This window comes from Variovorax sp. 679 (genome assembly GCF_003952185.1).
Taxonomy (GTDB): Bacteria; Pseudomonadota; Gammaproteobacteria; order Burkholderiales; family Burkholderiaceae_C; genus Variovorax.
This window is the reverse complement of sequence record NZ_RXFS01000001.1, coordinates 1-16,667: the sequence shown is the minus strand read 5'-3', so window position 1 is coordinate 16,667 and position 16,667 is coordinate 1. Positions and strand designations below refer to the sequence as shown.

Annotated in this window: 16 protein-coding genes and 3 tRNA genes; 15 read left to right on the top strand and 4 right to left on the bottom strand. The window is 65.5% G+C overall.

Annotated elements, in window-relative coordinates:
• The first annotated feature begins 3 nt into the window (after nt 1-3).
• The 5 genes from EJO71_RS00095 to EJO71_RS00075 all read left to right on the top strand — a co-directional run bounded on the left by EJO71_RS00095 (nt 4) and on the right by EJO71_RS00075 (nt 3,001).
• On the top strand, nt 4-1,227 hold the full coding sequence (locus EJO71_RS00095) for an O-succinylhomoserine sulfhydrylase (protein WP_125947372.1): 1,224 nt from the start codon (nt 4-6) through the stop codon (nt 1,225-1,227).
• A gap of 4 nt (nt 1,228-1,231) precedes the next feature.
• Nucleotides 1,232-2,620, top strand: coding sequence for a glutamate--tRNA ligase (gene gltX, locus EJO71_RS00090; protein WP_125947373.1), 1,389 nt, complete (start codon nt 1,232-1,234; stop codon nt 2,618-2,620).
• A gap of 35 nt (nt 2,621-2,655) precedes the next feature.
• Nucleotides 2,656-2,731: transfer RNA gene (locus EJO71_RS00085), tRNA-Ala, on the top strand.
• A gap of 48 nt (nt 2,732-2,779) precedes the next feature.
• Nucleotides 2,780-2,855: transfer RNA gene (locus EJO71_RS00080), tRNA-Glu, on the top strand.
• Nucleotides 2,856-2,924: 69 nt separating this feature from the next.
• Nucleotides 2,925-3,001 (top strand) — tRNA-Asp (locus tag EJO71_RS00075).
• Between the two features lie 74 nt (nt 3,002-3,075).
• On the opposite strand, the gene EJO71_RS00070 is transcribed toward EJO71_RS00075, so the two are convergent.
• Nucleotides 3,076-4,056, bottom strand: coding sequence for a LysR family transcriptional regulator (locus EJO71_RS00070; RefSeq protein WP_164546740.1), 981 nt, complete (start codon nt 4,054-4,056; stop codon nt 3,076-3,078).
• Nucleotides 4,057-4,142: 86 nt separating this feature from the next.
• Between EJO71_RS00070 and gstA the strand changes: the two genes are divergently transcribed.
• Both gstA and EJO71_RS00060 read left to right on the top strand, forming a co-directional pair.
• Nucleotides 4,143-4,754: a glutathione transferase GstA gene (gstA, locus tag EJO71_RS00065; RefSeq protein ID WP_125947375.1), complete on the top strand. Its 612-nt coding sequence runs from the start codon at nt 4,143-4,145 to the stop codon at nt 4,752-4,754.
• A 132-nt stretch (nt 4,755-4,886) separates the two neighbouring features.
• On the top strand, nt 4,887-5,264 hold the full coding sequence (locus tag EJO71_RS00060; protein ID WP_125947440.1) for an HU family DNA-binding protein: 378 nt from the start codon (nt 4,887-4,889) through the stop codon (nt 5,262-5,264).
• A 112-nt stretch (nt 5,265-5,376) separates the two neighbouring features.
• On the opposite strand, the gene EJO71_RS00055 is transcribed toward EJO71_RS00060, so the two are convergent.
• A complete protein-coding gene (locus EJO71_RS00055) occupies nt 5,377-5,586 on the bottom strand; it encodes a hypothetical protein (protein ID WP_125947376.1) in 210 nt (69 codons plus the stop codon).
• A 175-nt stretch (nt 5,587-5,761) separates the two neighbouring features.
• On the opposite strand from EJO71_RS00055, the gene EJO71_RS00050 reads away from it, so the two are divergent.
• Together EJO71_RS00050 and EJO71_RS00045 are read left to right on the top strand one after the other, a co-directional pair.
• On the top strand, nt 5,762-6,235 hold the full coding sequence (locus EJO71_RS00050) for a hypothetical protein (protein ID WP_125947377.1): 474 nt from the start codon (nt 5,762-5,764) through the stop codon (nt 6,233-6,235).
• Nucleotides 6,236-6,352: 117 nt separating this feature from the next.
• Nucleotides 6,353-8,185 (top strand): bifunctional metallophosphatase/5'-nucleotidase, encoded by a 1,833-nt coding sequence (locus EJO71_RS00045; protein ID WP_125947378.1) that lies wholly within the window; start codon nt 6,353-6,355, stop codon nt 8,183-8,185.
• A gap of 30 nt (nt 8,186-8,215) precedes the next feature.
• On the opposite strand, the gene EJO71_RS00040 is transcribed toward EJO71_RS00045, so the two are convergent.
• A complete protein-coding gene (locus tag EJO71_RS00040; protein WP_206168989.1) occupies nt 8,216-8,875 on the bottom strand; it encodes a DUF418 domain-containing protein in 660 nt (219 codons plus the stop codon).
• A gap of 287 nt (nt 8,876-9,162) precedes the next feature.
• Here EJO71_RS00040 and EJO71_RS00035 point away from each other — a divergent pair, with 287 nt between their 5' ends.
• Complete coding sequence (locus tag EJO71_RS00035) at nt 9,163-9,738, top strand: YSC84-related protein (RefSeq protein WP_240651271.1); 576 nt, start codon at nt 9,163-9,165, stop codon at nt 9,736-9,738.
• 39 nt (nt 9,739-9,777) lie between these two features.
• On the opposite strand, the gene EJO71_RS00030 is transcribed toward EJO71_RS00035, so the two are convergent.
• Nucleotides 9,778-10,632 carry a plasmid replication/partition related protein gene (locus tag EJO71_RS00030; RefSeq protein WP_125947381.1) on the bottom strand — a complete coding sequence of 285 codons (855 nt, stop codon included), beginning with the start codon at nt 10,630-10,632 and terminating at the stop codon, nt 9,778-9,780.
• A 281-nt stretch (nt 10,633-10,913) separates the two neighbouring features.
• Between EJO71_RS00030 and EJO71_RS00025 the strand changes: the two genes are divergently transcribed.
• The 5 genes from EJO71_RS00025 to EJO71_RS00005 form a co-directional block, all read left to right on the top strand.
• Nucleotides 10,914-11,435: a sigma-70 family RNA polymerase sigma factor gene (locus EJO71_RS00025; protein ID WP_125947382.1), complete on the top strand. Its 522-nt coding sequence runs from the start codon at nt 10,914-10,916 to the stop codon at nt 11,433-11,435.
• 54 nt (nt 11,436-11,489) lie between these two features.
• Nucleotides 11,490-11,756, top strand: coding sequence for a DUF4880 domain-containing protein (locus EJO71_RS00020; RefSeq protein WP_125947383.1), 267 nt, complete (start codon nt 11,490-11,492; stop codon nt 11,754-11,756).
• Between the two features lie 152 nt (nt 11,757-11,908).
• Nucleotides 11,909-12,160 carry an MbtH family NRPS accessory protein gene (locus tag EJO71_RS00015; protein ID WP_125947384.1) on the top strand — a complete coding sequence of 84 codons (252 nt, stop codon included), beginning with the start codon at nt 11,909-11,911 and terminating at the stop codon, nt 12,158-12,160.
• Nucleotides 12,160-12,906: an alpha/beta fold hydrolase gene (locus EJO71_RS00010; protein WP_125947385.1), complete on the top strand. Its 747-nt coding sequence runs from the start codon at nt 12,160-12,162 to the stop codon at nt 12,904-12,906. The genes EJO71_RS00015 and EJO71_RS00010 overlap by 1 nt, the downstream gene beginning before the upstream one ends.
• Before the next feature lie 128 nt (nt 12,907-13,034).
• The coding region (locus EJO71_RS00005; RefSeq protein ID WP_125947386.1) for a condensation domain-containing protein at nt 13,035-16,667 on the top strand (3,633 nt) is incomplete at its 3' end.

Below are 16,667 nucleotides of genomic sequence, written 5' to 3'. Positions count from 1 at the left end.
GAAGTGTCCGACGAAAGAACCCTGCCACCCGGCCTGCATCCCGACACGCTCGCGCTGCGCACCGGGCTCGCGCCGAGCCAGTACGGCGAGCATTCCGACGCGCTGTTCCTGACCAGCGGCTTCGTGCAGCCCGATGCCGAGACCTCGATGCGCCGCTTTGCGGGCACCGAGCCTGGCTTCACCTATTCGCGCACCTCGAATCCGACGGTGACCAGCTTCGAGCAGCGCATCGCGGCGCTCGAAGGTACCGAGGCGGCGATAGGCGCATCGACCGGCATGGGCGCGATCCTCATGATGTGCATGGGCCTGCTGAAGGCTGGCGACCATGTGATCTGCTCGCGCTCGGTGTTCGGCTCCACGCTGAACCTGTTCGGCAAGGAGTTCGCCAAGTTCGGCGTCGAGACCACCTTCGTGTCGCAGACCGACGTGGCCGAATGGCGCGCGGCGGTCAAGCCCAACACCAAGCTGTTGTTCGCCGAGACACCGACCAATCCGCTCACGGAGGTCTGCGACATCCGCGCGCTGGCCGACGTGGCGCATGCCGCGGGCGCGTTGCTGGCGGTCGACAACTGCTTCTGCACGCCGATCCTGCAGCGCCCGGCCGAGTTGGGGGCGGACCTCGTCATCCACTCGGGCACCAAGCACCTCGACGGGCAGGGCCGCGTGATGGCGGGCGCGATCTGCGGTCCTTCGAAGCTCATCGTCGATGTGTTCGGACCGATCGTGCGCACCGCCGGCATGGCGCTGGCGCCGTTCAATGCGTGGGTCGTGCTCAAGGGCATCGAAACGCTCGGCGTGCGCATGAAGGCGCATTGCGCCAATGCGTTGGACATTGCGCAATGGCTCGAGAAGCAGCCTGGCATCGCGCGCGTGTACTACCCCGGCCTTGCGTCGCATGCGCAGCACGAACTGGCGATGCAGCAACAGTCGGGGCAGGGCGGCGCGGTGGTGTCGTTCGACGTGGTTGGCGACACGCCCGAGACTGCGCGCGCCAATGCATTCCATGTCATCAACAGCACGCGCGTGGTGAGCGTCGCCACCAACCTCGGCGATGTGAAGACCATCATCACGCATCCCGGCACCACCTCGCACGGACGCTTGACCGAGGCCCAGCGCCAGGCCGCCGGCATCGGCCAGGGGCTGATCCGACTCGCGGTCGGCCTCGAGCATGCCGAAGATATCAAGGCCGACCTCACGCGCGGCCTGAGCACCCTGTATTCACGATAACGAAATGACCGGCAAAGTACGCACCCGCATCGCACCGTCTCCCACGGGCTTTCTTCACCTGGGCACGGCCCGCACGGCGCTCTATTCGTGGGCCTACGCGCGCCACTACGGCGGCGAGTTCGTGCTGCGCATCGAGGACACCGACGTGGCCCGCTCCACGCAGGACTCGACGGACCAGATCCTCGCGTCGATGCACTGGCTCGGTCTTGAATATGACGAAGGCCCGATCTACCAGATGCAGCGCCTGGAGCGCTATCGCGAAGTGATCGCGCAGATGCTCGCGGCCGGCACGGCCTACCACTGCTACTGCACGCCTGCCGAACTCGAAGAGATGCGCGAGGCGCAACGCGCGCGCGGCGAGAAGACGCTCTACGACCGCCGTTGGCGTCCCGAGCCGGGCAAGGTGCTGCCGCCCGTGCCCGAAGGCGTGCCGCCGGTGGTGCGCTTCTGCAATCCGCCCGAAGGCGACGTGACGTGGAACGACCTCGTCAAGGGCGAGATCACCATCAACAACCGCGAGATCGACGACCTCATCATCCTGCGGCCCGATGGTGTGCCGACCTACAACTTCGCGGTGGTGGTCGACGACTGGGACATGAACATCACGCATGTGTTCCGCGGCGACGAGCACATCAACAACACGCCGTGGCAGATCAATATCTTCCGCGCGCTTGGCGCACCGCTGCCGCAGTTCGGTCACGTTCCCGTGATTCTTGGCGACGATGGACAGAAGCTCTCGAAGCGCCGCGGCGCAGTGAGCGTCACTGCCTACGAGGACAACGGCTACCTGCCTGAAGCGATGCTCAACTATCTCGCGCGCCTCGGTTGGAGCCACGGCGACGATGAGCTCTTCACCCGCGAGCAGATGGTGAGCTGGTTCGACGGCTCTCACCTGTCGAAGAGCCCCGCGCAGTGGGACGCGGCCAAGCTTGCGTGGGTCAATGCGCAGTACATCAAGGCGAAGAGCGGCGATGAACTCGCGCCGCTCGTTGCAGCACAGTTGCAAAAGCGAGGCATCGTTGCGGACGAGCGCCTGCCTGCAATCTGTGCGTTGTTCAAGGATCGTTGCGACACCACGGTGGCACTCGCCGACTGGGCTGCTGCGTTCTATGCGGACATCAACGTGAGCGATGCCGATCGCACGCAGCACATCACTGATGCAGTGAAGCCTGCAATCGCAACGCTCGCTGAAAAATTGATGACGGTCGCGTGGGATAAGGCCTCGATCGCAGTTATGATCAAGGAAGTCCTCGCGACACACGCATTGAAGATGCCGGTGTTAGCGATGCCAGTACGAGTGCTTGTGATGGGAACACCGCAAACACCGTCCCTCGATTCAGTCCTCGAAATTTTTTCCCGCGAAAAAGTTATCGAACGATTGAGAAAGGCCTGAAATTCGGGCTATAATTTGAGGCTCGACACCCACACGGGGGTATAGCTCAGCTGGGAGAGCGCTTGCATGGCATGCAAGAGGTCAGCGGTTCGATCCCGCTTACCTCCACCAAAGTGTCGAGAAGGTATGAGATGCTGATCGCAGCACGTCCAAGGTTTTGACCCTATCGTCTAGAGGCCTAGGACACCACCCTTTCACGGTGGCTACCGGGGTTCGAATCCCCGTAGGGTCGCCAGTTTCACTTCGGTGAAGCAGGCACGAGTTGTCAACACTCGGTTCCGCAAGGAGCGAACGTTGTCTACCAGGAGTGGTAGTTCAGTTGGTTAGAATACCGGCCTGTCACGCCGGGGGTCGCGGGTTCGAGTCCCGTCCACTCCGCCAGTCAGAAGCCCTTGCAGCTCAATGAGTTGCAAGGGCTTTTCACTTTCTGGCTCCTCTTTTCTCCTCTTCCCCATTCAATCGCCTGGCCTTGGCGCTTCTTGGCGCATCACGCCTGCAAGCTGATGCTTGCCCGACAGCAGGAAGTCGATGAAGACGCGTACGCGGCGTGGCATTGCCCGGCTCGCTGGATAGACCAGCGATGCTGGCTTCGGTGTGTGCTCGAAGTCCTGCAGCAATCTTTCAAGTCGGCCGTTGGCAATCTGCTTGCTCACAACGAACATCGGCAGGTGCGCGATGCCAAGCCCTGCCACCGTCATCGCCGCGAGATGATGCATGTCGTCCGAGCGCACTTCTGCTCTCGTCTCGATCTGCAGCTGGCCCTCCGGTGTCTTGAAGCTCCATGGCTCTTCGCGACCATCCGGCCGCGTGTACGCCAGGCGCCGATGCGCGAGGAGCTCTTCGGGCCGTGACGGCCGCGGTGCTTCCCTGAAACACGCAGGTGCCGCGACAGTGACGAACTGTCCATATCCGAGCGGCCTTGCCACAAGACTCGAATCGGGCAGGGCGCCCACTGCGATCGCGACATCGAGTCCCAGGTCGAAGATGTCGGACAGCCGCATGGTCGAGACGATCTCGATGCGCAGCTTCGGATGCTGCGCGAGCAGTGCAGGCAGCAGCGGCGCGACGACGAAGGTGCCGAAAAGCGGTGGCAACCCCACGCGTACGGTGCCAGCTACGGCGAGCGTGCCCGCACTGGCTTCCTCCGCCGCTTCGGCCAGCAGATCGAAGGCTCGTGCGCAGCGTTCGTGAAACGCCGTGCCTTCCTCGGTCAGATGAAGGGCGCGTGTCGTGCGTGCCAGCAGTTGCACGCCAAGATCGGCTTCGAGGCGGCCGATGGCCTTGCTCACGGCCGACGGTGTCATCGAATGCAAGACCGCTGCAGCGGTGAAGCTGCCCGCGTCGGCCACGGTCACGAACACGCGTGCATCGGCCTCCGAGATCGGCAACTCGTGAGTCCGGCTCATCAATCTTGTGCCTTCAACCCGCTTTTTCATGAAGCCCCTCGCGGCCACCATTCGTGGCGTGCACATCGATCACGTCGACACAACCCAACCCATCTGACCACCAACAGGAGCCGATCATGAAACTCTTCTACAGCCCCGGCGCTTCTTCATTGTCCCCTCACATCGTGCTGCGCGAGGCCGGCTTGAGCGCGGAGATGGTTCGCGTAGATCTCGAGGCGAAGACGTTGCCCGCCACCGGGCGGGACTACCTGCCGATCAACCCCATGGGCAAGGTGCCCGCGCTCGAACTCGATGACGGTGCGGTGCTCACCGAAGGCCTTGCCGTGCTGCAGTACCTCGCAGATCTCGCGCCGACTTCGCAGCTTGCGCCGGCTGCCGGCACCATGGCGCGTTATCGTCTGGCCGAAGCCCTGAGCTTCGTGGCCACCGAACTGCACAAGGGTTTCGCGCCGATGTTCGATCCCGATGTGCCGGCAAGCTACAAGCACGGCCTGATCGCCGACACCCGGGCTTTCGATCGCATCGCATCGATGGTTCAGCCGGGGCCTTACATCCTCGGCGAGCACTTCACCGTCGCCGATGCGTACCTCTATCCGATCCTGCGCCTCGGCCGTCATGCGGGACTCGATTTCTCCCCTTGGCCAGCGGTAGTCGGCTACATGGAATTGATCGCGAATCGCCCCGCCGTGCGCTCTGCAATGCGGGCAGAAGGCTTGATCGAAGGCTGATCGATGAAGGTCTGAAGCGACCGCGTTACATCCGGGCTCTCGCAGTCGAATACACTCCGGGCCGCTTGCAGCTTGTATTCGTGCTGCGCCGCCATAGGCAACATGGCGAAATCAAACCTACTAGGAACTCAGTTGAACCGCATCGAACTCGTCGAAAAAATCGTCGCCGCCCACAACGTCAGCAAGGCAGAAGCCGCGCGCATCCTCGAGACCGTCACCGGCTCGATCGTCGCCGCAGTGAAGAAGGGTGACCCCGTCCAGATCGTCGGCTTCGGCACTTTCAAGCAAGTGGCGCGCGCCGCACGCTCGGGCTTCAACCCCAGCGCCGGCACCAAGATCAAGATCGCCGCACAGAAGGTGCCGAAGTTCGTGCCGGGCGCTGCCTTCAAGGCCGCCGTGGACCCGAAGGCTGCAAAGCGCAAGGCCGACAGCAAGGCTGTGGCTGCCAAGCCCGCAGCGAAGAAGGCCGCCGCACCCGCCAAGAAGGCCGTTGCTGCCAAGAAGAAGTAAGAAGCAGTGATGATGCATCGTGGCCGTGCGCCGCGATGCAGAAATAAAAAACGGCCCCGTGGGGCCGTTTTTTATTGGGTGGCACTTCTGCCTGCCGGCGTGCATTGCTTCTTCAGTCGGGCTCGATCACGCCCTCGCTCAGATAGCGTTCGTATTCGGCAATCGGGATCGCAGTCGTCTGCGCGCTGCCGCCGTCTCCCCAGCTCAGCACGGCGCTGTCGGGCGCCAGCTGGACCTCGATCGGGCCCTGGGGAATGAGGATCAGGGGGCCGTCGCCGGCCCGGTATTCGACATTTCCTGTGACTTTCGCATTGGCTGCCATGGCTTCGTTCCTCGGGGTGTTGGGGAATGCGGGGGACGGAACTCAAGCGTATCGGAATCTGATGACCCGCGGGGGCTCCCCAATGTGTTTGTTTATCCGTGCGGGTGGCGTGGCTGCCTGCCGGAAGCGCTCGTCATACCGGCGTCACGTGCGGCGTGGCACGCTCGCGCCTCGAATGACCAAGCCCATCAGAAGAATTCTCGCGGTGCCAATGGCTTGCCTTGCGATCCTGGCGGCAGTTGTCGGGTGGTACCTGACTGCCGGCAGCGGCACCGAGGCTCGCACGGCTGAAACAACCCCGTCGCTCGAAATCCGCTGGCACGGTGGTGGCATCGTGTTGCAGGGAACGGTGCGGGACGCCGCCACGCAGCGCGTACTCGCGGAAGGGGCGGCTGCACGCCTGGGCGGCGAGAGCGACCAGGTGACCGACTGGCTCGACATCACGCCCACCGCGCTGCCGGTGGCGGACGCAGGGGCGCTGGCCCGCGTCATCCTCCTCGGGCAGGAGGGCTGGCATCTGCAACGCCGGGCGACGGAGAGCTGGCTCGCAGTGCAGTCACCGGCCGACGAACGCAGCGCGCAGGCAAGGGCGCTCCTGCAGGCGGCGTTCGGACCTGACGTCGCGATCCGTCTCGTCCAGCTGCCCTGAGAAGACGACGGCCTGTCTCCCGGTCTCCTCGCACCGTCATGGGGCCTTCATGGCCTCGTCATGTGCCATGTCCAGCATCCGCTGCGGCATTTCCAAAAACCAAGGAGAGAGGTTCCCATGCACACATCGTTGAAGCACTTCGCCCTTGCCGGCGTGGTGATGGCAGCCCTGACCGCTTGCGGCGGCAGCAACAACAATTCCACCATTCCCTTCGTGCCGCCACCCACGGCAAGCAACCCGCCGGCACCTGCGCCGGCTCCCGCCGTGCCCGGCACGGTGGACGTGAAGCTCATTGCCTTCAACGATCTGCACGGCAACCTCGAGCCGCCCAAGCTGTCGATCACCGCACCCGCCAAGGCGGGTGGCACGGTGCCGGTGCCTGCCGGTGGCGCGGCCTACATGGCCTCGGCCATTGCCTCGCTGAAGGAAAAGAACCCCAACAACGCCGTGGTGTCGGCCGGCGACATGATCGGCGCCTCGCCGCTGGTCTCTGCGCTCTTCCTCGACGAATCGACCATCGAGGCTGTCAACGCGATGAAGATCGACTTCAACGCGGTCGGCAACCACGAGTTCGACAAGGGCCAGACCGAACTTCTGCGCATGAAGAACGGTGGTTGCACCAAGAACACCGCGCTGGAGCCCTGCCGCGTGAACAAGAGCTTCCCCGGGGCCAACTTCGGCTTCCTGGCGGCCAACACCGTGAAGGGCGACGGCAACACGCTGTTCCCCGCCACCGGCATGAAGACCTTCACGAAGGACGGCGCCACGGTGAAGGTGGCCTTCATCGGCATGACGCTGAAGGGCACGCCGAACATCGTGACGCCCGCCGGCGTCGCGGGCCTGAGCTTCAAGGACGAAGCGGATACGGCCAACGCGCTGATCCCGCAGCTGAAGGCGCAGGGAGCTGACGCTATCGTTGTCGTCATCCACGAAGGCGGCACTACCACCGTTGGTTACAACGACAAGAGCTGCACGGGCCTGAGCGGCGACATCCTGCCGATCCTCAACAAGCTCGACAGCGCGGTCGACGTCGTGATCTCGGGGCACACGCACCGTTCGTACATCTGCGACTACAGCAAGACCAATCCGGCCAAGCCTTTCCTGCTGACCAGCGCAGGCCAATACGGCACGCTGCTGACCGACATCAACCTCACTATCGACACCCGCACGCGCAAGGTGACGGCCAAGGCTGCCGACAACGTGATCGTGCAAGGTGAGGCCTACACCAGCGGCGCGACCACCGTCGCGCTGACCGACCAGTACCCGACCTTCGGCAAGAACCAGGAAGTGGCTGCACTCATCAGCCAGTACCTTGCCATCGCCGGGCCGCTGGTGCAGCGTGTGGTGGGCTCGCTCACGGCAACGGCTACGCGTACGCAGGACCCGAAGTCGAAGGAAAGTGTGCTGGGAGACCTGATCGCCGACGCGCAGCTGGCCGCAACCAGCCCGGTCGGCAAGGGGGCTGCGCAGATCGCCTTCATGAACCCGGGTGGCGTGCGCGCCGACCTCGCACCTGCTGGCGACGGCAGCGTGACCTACGGCCAGATCTTCGCCGTGCAGCCCTTCGGCAACAGCCTCGTGGTGAAGACCATGACCGGCGCGCAGATCAAGGCAGTGCTGGAACAGCAGTTCAATAGCGGCTCCAACACCACGACTTCGCCGAAGGTACTGCTGCCTTCCGCAAGCCTCAAATACACCTTCGACCTTTCGGCGCCTGCCGGTTCGCGCATCACCAACATGTCGCTCAACGGCACTGCAATGGTCGACGCCACCAGCTACCGCGTGACAATGAACAGCTTCCTGGCCACGGGCGGCGACAACTTCACCGTCTTCAACCAGGGCACCGACGCGCTCGGCGGCGACCAGGACGTGGATGCCCTTGAGGCCTACATCAAGGCGAACAGTCCGCTTGCGCCGCCGGCGATTGGTCGCATCACGGCACTGCCCTGAGCGAGCGACAGGGGAGTGGGCAGGCCGGGCTCAGCCGGCCTGCTTGCCCAGACGTGTCCACGCGATGGGTCTCGGACGGGACTGCGCAAGCCATCGGCAGCTGAACACAGCTTGCAGCATGGCAAGCGCAACGCCGGGCACGGAGACGCCCAACAGGAGCCCGAAGCGCGGCTCCAGCGCGTGAAAGAGGCCGAGTACGAACAAGGCCTGCACAAGGTAGTTCGCAAGCGACATGCGTCCCATCGGGGCGAGCTTGCACAGCCATTGGCGCCAGCGCCGCTGCTGGAACAGCAGGACGAATGCCGCGATGCAGGGCAGGAGCACGGCCGGTGCGAGCGGCGCGACCCCGTGCGGTAGCGCGATCGCGACGAGGCTGATTGCGAGTGCCGCCATCAGCAGGCGGATCCACAGGTGCCGGTACGCAACGGAGTCCCTAAGCATGCGCCGGGCGAGCAGGCGTGCGGTTCCCGTCTTCTTGCCAGGTCGATCAACCCGCGCCGCGAAGCTCACGCCGAAGAGCAGGGCCGACAGCACGACGAACATCGCGGCGAGCTCGAGCATCGAAGTGCAGAACAGAGCGAGCAAGGGCACACAGATCAGTGCGAAGCCGCGCAGTGCGTCCGGCAGTTCAAGGCGGCGGGCGCTGCCGGCGCGCGAGTGGCGCGGAAGCCTTGCGGGATCGAGTGTCATGGGAGTGCGCGAAGTCGGTTCGGTGCCAGATCGCGGGCGGCCGTGTGCAGCCATCCGCACCAGAGCCGCGATGCTACGAATCAGCATTGCACGAACATTGCGCCAAGTTCGGTAGGACGAGCGGCCATCGGTTCATCGACACCGTGATCTTGCGTAGGCCGAAGCCTTCAACCGGATTCCCCCCGTTTCGGCGGCACTAGCATGAACCGATCTGCCGTTGCAGGCAGAGTTTTCGTTCATTGCCGATCCAGGTTCTTAGCAAAGGGGATTCAGTCATGAAGAAAGCCATGAACTTCCGAACGCTGGCGTTTTCGTCCATCGTGGCGGCGTGCAGCCTGGCATTCGTCGGGTGCACCACCACGCGGCCGCAGGATCAGGCCAGCAGCGCGTCCTCGCGCGCTTCCATCGACGCGCAGGTCGATGCCTCGCTGTCCAGGCTGTACGACTCCGTGAAGGGCTCGCGTGAGCTGGTCGCCAAATCGAGCGGCGTGCTGGTGTTCCCTGCCGTGGTGGGGGCCAGCGTGGGCGTGGGCGCCGAGTACGGGCGAGGCGCCTTGCGCGTGAACGGGCGCACGCAGTCCTACTACAGCACCACAGCCGGCTCCGTGGGATTCCAGGCCGGCGCGCAGTCGAAAGCGGTGATCTATCTCTTCACTACGCAATCGGCGCTGGACCAGTTCCGCAACAGCAAGGGCTGGACGGCCGGTGCTGACGCAACGGTGGCGCTCGCGACCATCGGGGCCAACGGCAGCATCGACACGAACACCGTGCGCCAGCCCGTGGTGGGCTTCGTGATGACGAACGTGGGCCTGGAGGCGGGCGTCTCGCTGTCTGGCGCGAAGATCAGCGTGATCCAGCCGTAAGAAGGAAGCCGGCTTGCCCTGGGCAGGCCAGCGGACTCATCAGTGGCCGAGCTGGGCCTGCAGTTCGGCGACCTGCCTGCGCAGGGACTCATTTTCGGTTGTGAGTTCAGCCACGCGTTGCTGGAGCGCTTGCACCGCGTCCGGCGCGGCCTGCTGTAGCTGCTCTTCTTCGCCTGCAGATGCTTCGGCGGAATCTGCACGTGGTTTCTTCTTCGACTCGCGCACGCGCTTGGCGGCCTGCTTGAGTTCATCCTTGCCGGCGTTCGCGGCCGAGACCTGCTCCTCGGCCGGCAGCGTGGCCACGGCAGCCGCGGTGTTGATCGAAATCACGCCCGATTTCACGGCCGCCACCAATTCAGGCGCTGCCTGTTTCTGGATCTTCTCGATCATCCCGACCTGGCTGCTGCTCAGGCGCGCAGCCCTGGCGATGGCTTCGCGGCTGTTGAGAGGCGCCGGTGGCGGCAGAGCGGACGCATTCGCCCCCTCGTCGACCGTGGCTTCGGCGGGCGGGTCGACGTCGAACGGAGCATCGGATGCCGAAGCCGGCTCCGCCGTGGCGGTGCGGGCGCGCTGCTGCTCGACGATGTCCTTTTTCCGCAGCGCCAGCACGCCGCGAAGAAAGTCTGAAATGCTGCGCCGGCCCAGGTGCTGGTCGATCATCCAGAGGTGCACGTCCTCGATGCTCCTGAAGCGCGGGTTCTGCACCGTCTTGAACGGCAGGCCGTGTTTCTGGCAGATGCCGTAGCGGTTGTGGCCGTCCACCAGGACGTCGCCCCACAGCACCAGCGCATCGCGGCAGCCTTCAGCCAGGATGCTTCGCTCCAGCGCTTCGTGCTCCTCCGGCGTCATGGGGTCGATATAGGCCTTGAGTTCTTCGTTGACGACGATGTTCATGAGAGGGCAGGAAGCGGAGCGGGGCAAAGGGGCGGGATTTTAGATGGGCCCGGTCGGCGGATCCGGCGCGCCGGCGGGCTGTCTCTGTTTGGTGCGTCCAAACGTCTTTACAGGTAAGGACACAACTGCAAATTTGCGCTGTCATCCTTTTGTAAATATTAATGATTCTTATTTAAATATGAGGCCCTGGCGCCAGAGCTGGATGGATCGCAGCCACGCCAATGGGCCCGACGCGTGCCGTTTCGAAATTCGATGCCTGGCCCAATCTGGAACTGTAAAAAATGCTGTCACTCTCGTCCGAGTCTTCGCTGGGGGATGTTTTCGTCGCCAACCGGGCCCAACTCCTCCACGTGGCCCGCAGGATCGTTCGCACCGCGGACCTTGCCGACGACGTCGTGCAGGAGGCCTATCTCCGGATCGCTGACGGCGCCTGCGGTCGCCAGATCGACAAGCCCATGGGCTATTGCTGCCAGGTGGTGCGCAACCTGGCGCTCGATCACTGCCGCCGCCAGTCTCTCGAGGCCACCTACCGCACCTTCGATGTCGATGTCGAGACGCTCGACGTTCCGGGGCCGGCATCGCCGGACCGCATGATGCGGGACAGGCAGGTCGTGGGCATGATCGAGAAGGCGCTGGCCGCCTTGTCCCCGAGGACGCGCGTGGCTTTCCAGCTGTACCGGCTCGAGGGGCTGACGCAGCGCGACATCGCGGCGCATATGGGTTGTGCGCTCGGGCTCGTGAATCGCCTGATCGCCGAGGCGGACGAAGCAATCGGCGCGATGCGCCACCTGATGAACGATTGACTTTCTTTGGGGCGGGGCTCCTGCCGGCCGGTGTGAGGTAAAACCGTACCCCGCATGGCACAAGAGCAAGACGACCTCATCTGGCGCACCGCATGGGACTGGGTGCGGCGCGAGCATGATCGCGAAAATTTCGGCGAGCGCGCGCGTGTCGAACTCGTGACATGGCTGCTCGCCGACCCAGCCCATCGCGAGGCCCACGACAAGGCCGCGCGGCTCTGGCTGCTCGCCGGCCTCGTGCCGCCCACCATCGACGTCGATGCGTGGAAGAAGAGTCAGGGCCAGACCGCCCCCGAAGACACGGAACCCGGCCGCGACGCCTGATCGTCGCCAGCCAATCTCCTTCCTGCCGCCCCCGAAGCCCGGGGTGAACAGATTCGGTCCCGGATCGTCATGTTGATCAGAAGCGCAGCAATCGGCCGCCCGCCGGCCCGATTGCCCGCCTGCTTCCTCCATCAACCGCACAAGGACCGCCCATGTCTACCAGCTGCTTCGATCGCGAAGACGAAACCTTCATCGTTCTGGTCAACCAGGAAGAGCAATATTCCATCTGGCCTCACTGGAAGGCCGTGCCCAGCGGCTGGAAGGCCGTCGATGGCGTGAAGGGCGACAAGAAGGCTGCACTCGAGTTCGTCGAGAAGAACTGGACCGACATGCGTCCCAGGTCGCTGCGCGACTGGATGGCCGCGCAGGATCGCGCGCCTTCCGCGGAAGCTGCCGCAGGCTGATGGCCGGGCCGGCGAGGGTTTCGCTGCTGTGCCTGCCTTGCGCGGGCGCCAGCGCAACGATGTATCTGCGCTGGCGGCAGTTGCTGCCGCGCTGGATCGAGGTCATGCCCGTCGAGTTGCCGGGCCGGGGCATGCGCATGGGCGAGCGCTTCGTCGAGACCTACGACGCATTGGTCGAGCGGATCTGCTCGGAGCAGGCAGCCGCGATGCAGGGCAGCTTCGCGATCTTCGGCCACAGCATGGGCGCGCTGCTGGCCCATGGCGTCGCGCAGCGACTGCGCACGCTTGGCCGGCCATTGCCGCTGGCGCTTTTGGCGTCGGGCAGTTCCGCCCCGTCCCAGCGCGATCCGGACCGCCTTCCCGACACGCATGACGACGATGCGCTGATCGCCGATCTGCGCAAGCAGGGCGGCACGCCCGAGGAGGTCTTCGCCAGTGCCGAGCTGATGCGCATCACCCTCGACACGCTGGGTGCGGACTACCGCGTCTGCCAGAGCTTCGAATATGTGTCGACGGACGCGCCTCTGCCCATGCCGTTGCATGTCTTCGCGGGCCGGCAGGACGACATCGACGCGGCGCGCATCGAGGCCTGGTCGGCGCATGCCGGCGGCGCGTTCTCGCTCGACTGGTTCGACGGCGGCCACTTCTTCATTCGCCAGCATGAGGCTGCGGTCCTGGCCGCACTGGCGCGCCGCCTGGGGCAGTCCATGGCTGGAGGCCCGTATGCATCTCTTGCGGTTGCATGACGCATCGCCCGCGGGCATCGAGGCCTGTTGCCTGGGCGTCGATCTGTGGCGCGTCAGCACGCCGGCATGAGCGAACGCTGCCGTCAGGGCACCGGCGGCGCCCTTTCTAATTTTCTGGAGTGAGCGAGATGGCACGCACGGCGACAACGACGCTGAACCTGGGGCATCACCCGATGTCCGCGAACTTCGTGGAGCACCTGCGGGCATTGGCGCAAGACCGGCCGGACGATGTCTGGCTCACGGTGGCGGGCGAAGCAGAGGGCGCCTACTTCGAGAAGCCGATCTCCTACGCCGTCTTCGAGACGCGCGTGCGCGCGCTGGCAGCCCGCCTGCAGCGGCAGTTCGCTAAGGGTGAGCGCGCCCTGGTCATGCTGGACAACGACGACCACTATGCAGTGAGCATGCTGGCGTGCTTCTATGCCGGCGTGATCGCGGTGCCGGTGTTTCCGCCCGAATCGATGCGGCCGCAGCATCTCGCGCGGCTGACGGGCATTGCGGAAGACTCGCAGGCGCGCTGCGTGCTGACCTCGGCGCAGATGCGTGCCGCGATGACCGATGCGGCCGACGCGTTCGCGCAGGCCGAAATGGTCGCCGTCGACGAGGTGGATCTCGCCCTCGCCGATGCCTGGGCGCCGTTCTCTCCTGCGGCGGACGCCGCCGCATTCCTTCAGTACACCTCGGGCTCGACCTCCGCTCCCAAGGGCGTGATCGTGACCCACGGCAACCTCATCGCCAACGAGCGCGCCATCCGTGACGGCATGGGTATCGGGCCGGACGACAAGTTCGTGTCGTGGGCACCGCTCTATCACGACATGGGTTTGATCGGCGGCCTCATGCAGCCGCTCTACAGCGGCATTCCGCTGGTGCTGACCTCGCCGCGCTACTTTCTCGAGAGCCCGGTGCGCTGGCTCGAGCTGATCTCGCGCCATCGGGCCACCCTGAGCGGCGGCCCCGACTTCGCCTATCGCCTCTGCCTCGACCGCGTGAAAGGCTCGCGGCTGGCGGGGCTGGACCTCTCGACATGGCGCGTCGCCTACACCGGCGCCGAGCCGGTGCGCGCCGACACCGAAACCGAATTCATCGAGCGATTCGCGCCCGCGGGCTTCGGCCCCGATGCCGTGTATGCCTGCTACGGGCTCGCGGAAGCGACCCTGTTCGTCACCGGTGGCCGGCGTGGCGCCGGACTGGTCGCGCGCACTTTCTCCGCCGATGCGCTGGCCAGGGGCGAGGGCGTGGAAAGCGCCGAGGGCACGATGCTTGTCGGTTGCGGTGCGGCGCCGGACGGCCATGAGGTGCGCATTACCGACCCGGGTTCGCTGGCTGCGCTCGACGCAGGCCGGGTCGGTGAAATCTGGGCCGGCGGCCCGAGCATCTGCGCCGGCTACTGGGGCAAGGAGCGCGAGACCGGCGAGACCTTCGCCATGCACGAAGGTCGGCGCTGGCTGCGCACAGGTGACCTCGGCTTCATGCACGACGGACAGCTCTACGTCACGGGCCGCATCAAGGACCTGATCATCGTACGCGGGCACAACATCTACCCGCAGGACATCGAGCGCACGGTCGAGGCCGAGATCGATGCCGTGCGCAAGGGGCGTGTCGCCGCCTTCGCGGTGTCGGGTCCCGATGGCGAAGGCATCGGCGTGGCCGCGGAGGTTTCGCGCAGCATGCAGAAGCTCGTGCCGCCGCATGTGCTGGTCGACGCGCTGGGTGCTGCTGTCAGCGAGGTGTTCGGCGAGGCGCCTGCCGCCGTGGTGCTGCTCAACCCGGGCGCGCTGCCCAAGACGTCGAGCGGCAAGCTGCAACGCCAGGCGTGCCGCGCAGGGCTCGTGGCGCGCAGCCTCGATGCCTATGCGATCCACGAACGTGGTGTCTTCACGCACGGCGGCGGCGGGTCTTCCATCCAACCGGAAGCGCCGGTGCGCGACGAAATCGGGCTGGCAGTCTCGACCATCTGGAAGGACGTGCTCAGGTGGCCCGAAGACCGTGCGCTCGCGCACGACGCGCACTTCTTCACCTCGGGCGGCAATTCGCTTGCAGCGGTTCAGGCTTGCGCGCGCATCGCCCGGCATTGGGGTATCGGGTTCGAGCTGCGCGATCTTTTCGAGCACCCTCGGCTGGCTGCCTGCGCGGCCATCGTGCGCAGCCGCAAGGACAGTCCGGTGCCCGGCATCGCAGCCGTCGAGCCACTGTCCGCCGAACGCCGGCTGCAGCCCTTGCCGCTGTCGCATGCACAGGAGCGCCAATGGTTCCTGTGGAGGCTCGCGCCGCAGAGCACGGCGTATCACATGAGCGGCGCTCTGCGCCTGTCGGGCGTGCTGGATGCCGCCGCCATGCATGCGGCCTTCGAAGACATCGCCGCGCGCCACGAGTCGCTGCGCACGGTGTTCCTGGCGGGGGGCGACGGCACGGCCGAGCAGCTGATCAGCCCGTCGTGGGCGCCGCTGCTGAGCCTGATCGACCTGCGCAACCTTGCGACCGTCGCCGAGCGCGAAACGCGTGCGGCAGAAGAGGCGCAGCGCCTGCACGCCACGCCGTTCGATTTGACGCTGGGCCCATTGCTGCGCGTTGCGTTGATCCGCCTGTCGGACACTTCGCACCTGCTGGTGGTGGTGATGCATCACATCATTTCCGACAGTGCGTCGATGCAGGTGCTGCTCGATGAGCTGGCCGCCGGCTACGCCGCGCGGCTGAAGGGCGAGGCGCCTTCGCGCCGAGTCGCGGCGCGCATCCAGTATGTCGATCATGCGGCGTGGCAGCGTGGCTGGCTGGCCGCGGGCGAGGCTGAACGGCAGCTGGCCTGGTGGCGCTCGCAGCTCGGCGAAGAGCACCCGGTGCTGGCGCTGCCGACAGACCATCCGCGCACGGCCCGTATCGGCTACCGCGCGGCACGCCACGGCGTCGAAGTGCCCGGGGAACTGCTGGCCGGCCTGCGCCGGGCTGCGGCAGCCGAGGGCGCCACGCTGTTCATGGTGCTGCTGGCCGGTTTCCAGGCGCTGCTGCACCGCTACAGCGGGCAGGAAGACATTCGCGTCGGCGCACCGGTGGCGAATCGTCGTGGGGTCGAGGCGGAGAACATCATCGGTTTCTTCGTCAACACACTCGTGCTGCGCAACCGTATCGGCGCCCGCATGCGCCTGTCGGATGTCGTGGCGCAGGCGAAAGAGGCGGTGCTGGGCGCGCAGACGCATCAGGATCTGCCGTTCGAGCAATTGGTCGAGGCGTTGCAGCCGCAGCGCAGCCTGAGCCAGAGCCCGCTGTTCCAGGTGATGTTCAACCACCTGATCGAAGACTACCGGGCGCTGGCACAGCTGCCGGGGCTCGAGGTGGCGCACCACGCGCTGCCAGATGGAGAGGCGCAATTCGAGCTCGTGCTGGAAGCCCGCGAGACGCCCGATGACCGGTTGACGCTGAGCCTGGTCTACGCCTCGGAGCTGTTCGATCGAGAGACGGTGGAGCGGATGGCAGGGCACTACCTGTCGGTGCTGCGGGCGCTGGTCGAGCAGCCGCAGCAGGCGGTGGGGGATGTGGCGCTGGTGGGGGCTGCAGAGCGAGCGCAGCTCGCGGCGTGGAGCGAGAACGATCGGCGCCACGTGGATGCCCAGCCGGTGCAACGGCAGATCGAGGCGCATGCGAGGCTCAAGCCGCAGGCGCCTGCGCTGGTCTTCGGCGATGACGCGCTGAGCTACGCCGAACTCAATGCCCGCGCGAACCGCCTTGCGCACCGCCTGATTTCTCTTGGTGTGGGCCCCGATGTGCTGGTC

Bases quoted from the DNA above. Each gene is read 5' to 3' on its own strand.
- gltX (WP_125947373.1), top strand. From the start codon at position 1,232: ATGACCGGCAAAGTACGCACCCGCATCGCACCGTCTCCCACGGGCTTT.
- EJO71_RS00070 (WP_164546740.1), bottom strand. From the start codon at position 4,056: ATGAAAAAGCGGGTTGAAGGCACAAGATTGATGAGCCGGACTCACGAG.
- gstA (WP_125947375.1), top strand. From the start codon at position 4,143: ATGAAACTCTTCTACAGCCCCGGCGCTTCTTCATTGTCCCCTCACATC.
- EJO71_RS00055 (WP_125947376.1), bottom strand. From the start codon at position 5,586: ATGGCAGCCAATGCGAAAGTCACAGGAAATGTCGAATACCGGGCCGGC.
- EJO71_RS00050 (WP_125947377.1), top strand. From the start codon at position 5,762: ATGACCAAGCCCATCAGAAGAATTCTCGCGGTGCCAATGGCTTGCCTT.
- EJO71_RS00045 (WP_125947378.1), top strand. From the start codon at position 6,353: ATGCACACATCGTTGAAGCACTTCGCCCTTGCCGGCGTGGTGATGGCA.
- EJO71_RS00040 (WP_206168989.1), bottom strand. From the start codon at position 8,875: ATGACACTCGATCCCGCAAGGCTTCCGCGCCACTCGCGCGCCGGCAGC.
- EJO71_RS00035 (WP_240651271.1), top strand. From the start codon at position 9,163: ATGAACTTCCGAACGCTGGCGTTTTCGTCCATCGTGGCGGCGTGCAGC.
- EJO71_RS00030 (WP_125947381.1), bottom strand. From the start codon at position 10,632: ATGAACATCGTCGTCAACGAAGAACTCAAGGCCTATATCGACCCCATG.
- EJO71_RS00025 (WP_125947382.1), top strand. From the start codon at position 10,914: ATGCTGTCACTCTCGTCCGAGTCTTCGCTGGGGGATGTTTTCGTCGCC.
- EJO71_RS00020 (WP_125947383.1), top strand. From the start codon at position 11,490: ATGGCACAAGAGCAAGACGACCTCATCTGGCGCACCGCATGGGACTGG.
- EJO71_RS00015 (WP_125947384.1), top strand. From the start codon at position 11,909: ATGTCTACCAGCTGCTTCGATCGCGAAGACGAAACCTTCATCGTTCTG.
- EJO71_RS00010 (WP_125947385.1), top strand. From the start codon at position 12,160: ATGGCCGGGCCGGCGAGGGTTTCGCTGCTGTGCCTGCCTTGCGCGGGC.